The sequence below is a fragment of the Deltaproteobacteria bacterium genome (assembly GCA_022340465.1).
Classification (GTDB): Bacteria; Desulfobacterota; Desulfobacteria; order Desulfobacterales; family B30-G6; genus JAJDNW01.
The window spans coordinates 1-5984 of sequence record JAJDNW010000052.1 but is presented as its reverse complement, the minus strand read 5'-3'; the positions used below and the strand labels follow the sequence as shown (position 1 = coordinate 5984).

The following is a 5984-nucleotide window of genomic DNA, read 5'->3' as shown; positions in this document are numbered from 1 at the left end:
CACCAGGTGCGTATCATGGACCTGATGGAGCGGCTGCGCGTCGAGCAGGGCACCACCGTGGTCATGGTGTCTCACGACGTGAATCTGGCGGCCATGTATGCCAGCCGGGTTCTTTTGCTCAAGGCCGGGCGCATGCTCAAGATGGGGCCGCCGGGGGACGTCATGACTTACGCTACCCTGGAGGAAGCCTACGGCTGCAAGCTTCTGGTCGATGACAGCCCCCTCGGCGATTTTCCGAGAGTGACGCTCGTGCCGGAGCGTTACATGCATCCGGACCAGCCGCCCGACGCGTAAGGGTCGAAACGTATATCTACTTTTGGTCGATCACAATGGTAACAGGAGTGAAGAACGCAATATGAATGCAACCGGCGGAAAGCTTTCCATCGGCGCCGGGGGCTACGGGATGAACGGCCGGAAGGGGGTTGAGATCCCGAGTGCCCTGTCGGCGCACCGGGGGGGAGAAGTAGGGGCCACACGAGCTGCCGTGGAGGCCGGCTGGATTGGGTCGGAACACCAGGTCGGCCAGGCCGGGAAAAACGTAAAACCGGATTTATATATCGCCTGCGGAATTTCAGGATCTATTCAGCATATGGCGGGAATATCGCAATCGAAATACATCATCTCCATTATCGGCGACGTGTTTCAAATCGTTCCCCTGCTGACCGAAAGGATAGGTGAGCCAACTCGATTGGAATCGGGGCAATGATGAGGCTTCAAAGTGAAATAAAGGTAACGGTAAAAGATAAAGTCATCGGCGGACCGAAGCCCCTGGTCTGCCTGCCGCTGGTGGCCAGAGAGACATCCGAACTTTTGGAACAAACCGAGTCATTGAAACGACTCGCCCCCGATCTGCTTGAATGGCGTATTGACGGCTTCGCCGCTGTTTCGAACGTGAGCGTCTGCCTTGCGGCCTTGAAAGAACTGCAGGCCGCCATAGGTAACATACCGCTTATTTTTACCTGCCGGATCCATGCGGAAGGCGGGTTGCAGGCCTTGCCCCAAAAAGTGCGTTTGGAACTGGTGACCGCGGCTATCGCGTCCGGCGGCCTCGACATTGTCGACATCGAACTGTGCAACGAACCGGCATTCATCGAATCCGTCAAACAGACGGCCAGGGAAAACGGCTCCAAACTGGTTCTTTCCTATCACAATTTTACGGATACACCTGAAGCGGGCGTTATCCATGACAAACTGCTGCAGGCACAGGATGCGGGGGCCGATATCGCCAAAGTGGCCGTCACGCCAAAAAATTACGCCGATGTCCTGGTCTTGCTTTCCGCCACATACGAGGCAAGAACCGGCGCGGTCAACGTTCCCATCGTGACCATGTCCATGGGGCCAGAAGGCGGTGTCACCCGCGTGGCGGGCGGCTTGTTCGGGTCGGACATCACGTTCGCCGTCGGCAAGGAATCCTCCGCACCGGGGCAGATCCCGATCGAAGATCTCAGAAAGGCGATGGCCGTTTTGTATCACTGAAATAAGGGACGGGCGCTTAATGCTTCTCAACTATCCAAGCTTGTTTTATGTGGCCATGGCCGTGTTGTTTGCGGGTTTTGTCCGAGGCTTCAGCGGATTCGGCTTTTCGATGATTGTGATGATCAGCCTCTCCTTTGTGCTGTCTCCTGCGGAAATCGTTCCCATGATTCTGCTGTGGGAAGTCGCGGCCAGTACCTGGCTTCTGCCGCAGGTCTGGCGACATGTCGACTGGATTTCGATCGGGTGGCTCCTGTTCGGCGTTCTAATCGGCACACCGATCGGCGTTTTCGCGCTTACCCGGATTCCACCGAAGCCCATGCAGGCGATAATTGCGGTTGCCGTAATCCTGCTGGTCGTCGCCGTGTGGCGGGGGTTCAGAATCGGTGGCAATGTCAGTCGCGTGACGACCGGCGGTGTGGGCCTGATATCGGGTATTTTGAACGGCGGGGCCACCATCGGCGGGCCGCCGGTGGTGCTTTATTATTATTCGGCAAAAAACGATCTTCAACGTGCCCGGGCATCTTTGATCGCCTTTTTTCTGGCAACGGACTTGTTCGCTGCCGTTATATGTGCGACACAGGGCCTCATGACGATAAAGGGACTCAAGCTGACGGGTATGTTGCTCATCCCGCTGGTTGTCGGCCTGACCCTCGGAAGCCGATCGTTTTTCAAAACAGATCCGGAAGTGTTTCGCCGTCGTGTCATGGCGCTTTTGATTGTATTGTCCATCGCATCATTTCTCCAGGCTGTTATTTAACCCTACGGTTGCAACGCTGGGGTTGATAGACGGAAATTAAGCCGTTGATGCCATTTCCCCCTGGACAGTATTTGTTTTTTTTTGAATCCGCGTTGTTTCTTGTTTTTTTTTCAGAGACCCCGGCACATTTGATGTACTGCGACAAAAGGTAATGCCGCAGTAACTGGAAAATAAGGCCGAGGGTGATTCCTTGCGGGTGTGGGTTCCGGGGTGCTCCACCGGTGAAGAGGCCTATTCGGCGGCCATTGTCGTTTCCGGAACAAACATTCTGTTGGGGATCCGGGACGACGGCAAAGGCTTCGATGTGCAACAACGCCTGGCGACTCTCACCAAAGAGAAAAAGCTGGGGCTGCGAAGCATGCAGGAACGGATCAATCTTCTGAAGGTTTCATGAACATTGAATCGGCACCGGGGCTGGGTACCAAGATTTTAATAGAAACACCTATTGCCAATTGGCATGGGGAGCGAAAAAAAGAAAAATATCGGCCTAATCTCAGTCCGCCGGGACATTGTCCCGGCAAAATGATATCGATGGTCTATGGACCTTGCATCAAGGCTGATGTATAAAATGAGAAATTTGTGTTCGCAGAATAAATAACATGCCGCAAAAACAAAGAATATTGATTGTCGACGACCATCCCCTGGTGAGAGAGGGGTTGAAAACCGTAATCGGCACCAATCCGAAATATGAAGTGGTCGGGGAAGCGGAAAACGGTGCCAGGGCACTGCAGATGATAAACGACCTGACACCGGATGTCGTGCTGATGGACATATCCCTGCCCGATCAGAGCGGCATCGAAATTACCCGTCTGATCCGGGACTCCCGCAAAAAAACGCAAGTGATCATCATCAGCATGCATTCCAAGACGGATTTCATTGTTAAAGCTTTCCAGGCGGGGGCAAAGGGTTATGTCGTCAAAGAGTCGGCTCCTGAAAAGCTGATTCACGCCATTCAGAGCGTACTGGCGGATGATTATTATATAGACAGCGCCCTTTCGGGCAGGGTGATTGAAAAACTGGTTCACTTTCCAGCCCAACCCGCTCACATAAAAAACGGCAATTACGATGCGCTCACCGAACGCGAGCAGCAACTGCTGGCCTTGATGGCCGAAGGCCTGCACGGTGATCAAATCGCAGAGATGCTTTTTATCAGCCCTAAAACCGTCAAAAACCACCGATCCAGTATCATGAAAAAGCTCGATATTCACAGCACGCACGAACTGATACGGTATGCCGCCAAGATCGGCCTCATCGATTTGGATCTCTGGCGGCAATAGACCCCACGGTTGCAACGCCAAGGTAGATTCGACGATTCCGGTATCCCCCGCTGCAAGGCAAGAAATCCCTTCCCAAGGGATGTTTTCCCATGAAAATGAAGCCGACGCCCTATGGACATCGTTATTTACACACCCTATAAATTTATTGGGTAATTATGCGTAAGCCTCATTTCGACCACACCCACGGCGCTTAACAGGGCGAACCAAAAATATTTTTAAAAGGAGGAAAGCGGGATGTCCGTCAACAAGAAATATTTCAAAAGCAAACCGACTTGCAAGGTAACGTTTACCATCGATAACGGCGCTGAAAATTCCGCTAAAGAAGCGCACGTCGTAGGCGAATTCAACGAATGGTCGATTTCGGCCAACCCGATGAAACCCCTGAAAACAGGCGGTTTTTCCACTGCGCTGGAGTTGCAGAAAGGCCGGGAATACCAGTTTCGCTATCTTTTGGATCAAAAGCACTGGGAAAACGAACCCAAAGCGGACAGATCTGTCCCGACACCGTTCGGGGACAGCCATAACTCCGTGATCGTTGTTTAACCGAAATCGAGACAAGCGGCCATCGCCGATTCTGAGTCAGCCGTGACGGCCGCGAGCGGCATTGCCCATCGATTTCATCCAGGTGTTCAAGAGGGCAACAATGGACGTGGGGCATTACAAGGGCTTTAAAATTCTCCTGGTAACCCCTGAAGTGACTTTTCTGCCCCGGACCGAAGACAAATCTTTGCAGGTGACCGGTGCCCGTGCGGGCGGACTGGCCGACATATCCGCCTGTCTCGTTCACTCGCTGAACGACTTGCAGATGGATGTCCATGTGGCCGTACCTTATTACCGCAATGCCTTTCAGAAAAATACGATTTCAAGCGGCAGCGTCGAGGGCCACCGCCGGTATGAACGACTGCCGACGTCATCCGTCCACCTGGCCAGGGACCGATCTTTTTTCTACCAGCCGAAGCTGTCCGGTCTTCCCATCTGGGAGAACGTCAAAATATCCCTGGCATTTCAACGGGAAGTCATCAACAGGATCATCCCGGAAGTTCAGCCGGATCTGATACACTGCTTCGACTGGATGACCGGTCTGATTCCCGCTATGACGCGTCAGTTCGAAATTCCCTGCCTGTTTACCCTTTACAACATGGCTTCGGCCAAAGTGACCCTGGCGGCTGTCGAAGAACAGGGTATCGATGCCGCCTCGTTCTGGCAGAACTGCTACTTCACACAGATGCCCGGCAGCTATGAGGAGACACGCGAGTCAAATCCGGTGGACTTCCTGATGAGCGCCATTTTTGCAGCCCATTTTGTCAACACGGTCAGCACGACTTTCTGTCAACGGCTTTTAAAAGAAGACCTGCCAGGCATCGAGCCGGCCTTGAGGCGGGAGCTTTGGCACAAATCCGAATCGGGCTGTCTATCCGCCATCGACCACGGACCCGACCCTTCTTACAATCCGGCCAACGACAGGTTCCTGTTTCGGCGATACACACCCAAAGATCAGCATGCCGGCAAAACGTTCAACAAGCTGCATCTCCAGGAGCGGCTCAGCCTGCCTCTTGACTCCAGGGCCCCGTTGTTTTTCTGGCCGACACGCCTGGACAAAATCCGCGCCGGGTGCCGTTTGATAGTCGAGACGCTGCCAACCTTGCTCGAGCGTTTTGCAACCTTCAACCCGCAGATCGTTTTTATTGCCGATGGAGATTTTCAGCAGGGTTTACGAGACCTGGTGAACGCTATGCATGCCGGCGATCATGTCGCTGTCACGGACTTCGATGCACGGTTGCGCCGACTGGCCTATGCGGCGGCGGATTTCGTTTTGCTGCCGGTTGCAAACGATCCCTGTGGATTGCCCTGTAAGATCGGCCAGCGATACGGGGCACTGCCCGTCGTCTACCATACGACGGCAATTCAAAGCACGATCTCTCACATGGATTGCAGCCAAAACCAGGGCAACGGGTTCGTTTTTAACAATCTGGACGCAGGCGGAATTCTGTGGGTCTTGGAACAATGCATGGCGTTCCACCGGAAACCCATGGATCTCAAAGCGTTACAACTCGAACGGATCATGACTGAAAGTGTCGATCGATACAACTATTCCGAGACCATTGCGCAATATATCGCTCTTTATGAATCCATGCTGCAGCGAAAGTTCAGGCATGACGGCAGCCAAGGCATGGCTTCCAAACGGGATGATATGGCGCAGAGAGCGGCTTGACCCCACACAACACCGGGATTTACGGAATGTCCTGAAAAAGGAGGAGGCTGTCATGGATGCAAAAAAAGATGTCGATAGAACCATATTGGAATTTGACAGGGGGTATATCGCCAAGAGCCCCTGCAAAGATTGCGACCGAAAATGGCAGCTCCCTGAGTGCTCGAAGGATTGCCCGCTGTTGTCGGAACTGCAGTCACTTTTGGTCGGCAGTGTCGTGTGCACCAACAAATTTTCAGAAACAGACGTATATTCATTTTCAACG

At 53.4% G+C, this 5984-nt stretch carries 8 protein-coding genes and 1 pseudogene; all 9 read left to right on the top strand.

Going from position 1 to position 5984, the window contains the following annotated elements; genetic code table 11:
* Positions 1-294 (top strand): ABC transporter ATP-binding protein (locus LJE94_08345; protein ID MCG6910117.1); only part of this gene is annotated, 294 nt, incomplete at its 5' end.
* A gap of 79 nt (positions 295-373) precedes the next feature.
* Positions 374-706 (top strand): annotated as a pseudogene (locus tag LJE94_08340) (FAD-binding protein).
* Positions 703-1476: a type I 3-dehydroquinate dehydratase gene (aroD, locus tag LJE94_08335; protein MCG6910116.1), complete on the top strand. Its 774-nt coding sequence runs from the start codon at positions 703-705 to the stop codon at positions 1474-1476. The pseudogene LJE94_08340 and the gene aroD overlap by 4 nt, the downstream one beginning before the upstream one ends.
* A 19-nt stretch (positions 1477-1495) precedes the next feature.
* On the top strand, positions 1496-2233 hold the full coding sequence (locus LJE94_08330) for a sulfite exporter TauE/SafE family protein (protein MCG6910115.1): 738 nt from the start codon (positions 1496-1498) through the stop codon (positions 2231-2233).
* A 163-nt stretch (positions 2234-2396) separates the two neighbouring features.
* Positions 2397-2627 (top strand): hypothetical protein, encoded by a 231-nt coding sequence (locus tag LJE94_08325; protein ID MCG6910114.1) that lies wholly within the window; start codon positions 2397-2399, stop codon positions 2625-2627.
* 205 nt (positions 2628-2832) lie between these two features.
* Positions 2833-3510 carry a response regulator transcription factor gene (locus LJE94_08320; protein MCG6910113.1) on the top strand — a complete coding sequence of 226 codons (678 nt, stop codon included), beginning with the start codon at positions 2833-2835 and terminating at the stop codon, positions 3508-3510.
* A gap of 234 nt (positions 3511-3744) precedes the next feature.
* Complete coding sequence (locus LJE94_08315) at positions 3745-4053, top strand: isoamylase early set domain-containing protein (protein MCG6910112.1); 309 nt, start codon at positions 3745-3747, stop codon at positions 4051-4053.
* Positions 4054-4114: 61 nt separating this feature from the next.
* The gene (locus LJE94_08310) at positions 4115-5722 is read left to right on the top strand and encodes a glycogen/starch synthase (protein ID MCG6910111.1); all 1608 of its coding nucleotides are present in this window, start codon (positions 4115-4117) and stop codon (positions 5720-5722) included.
* A 52-nt stretch (positions 5723-5774) separates the two neighbouring features.
* Positions 5775-5984 (top strand): hypothetical protein (locus LJE94_08305; protein MCG6910110.1); only part of this gene is annotated, 210 nt, incomplete at its 3' end.

Coding starts and splice junctions, on each gene's coding strand:
- LJE94_08315 (MCG6910112.1), top strand. CDS start 3,745: ATGTCCGTCAACAAGAAATATTTCAAAAGCAAACCGACTTGCAAGGTA.
- LJE94_08330 (MCG6910115.1), top strand. CDS start 1,496: ATGCTTCTCAACTATCCAAGCTTGTTTTATGTGGCCATGGCCGTGTTG.
- aroD (MCG6910116.1), top strand. CDS start 703: ATGATGAGGCTTCAAAGTGAAATAAAGGTAACGGTAAAAGATAAAGTC.
- LJE94_08320 (MCG6910113.1), top strand. CDS start 2,833: ATGCCGCAAAAACAAAGAATATTGATTGTCGACGACCATCCCCTGGTG.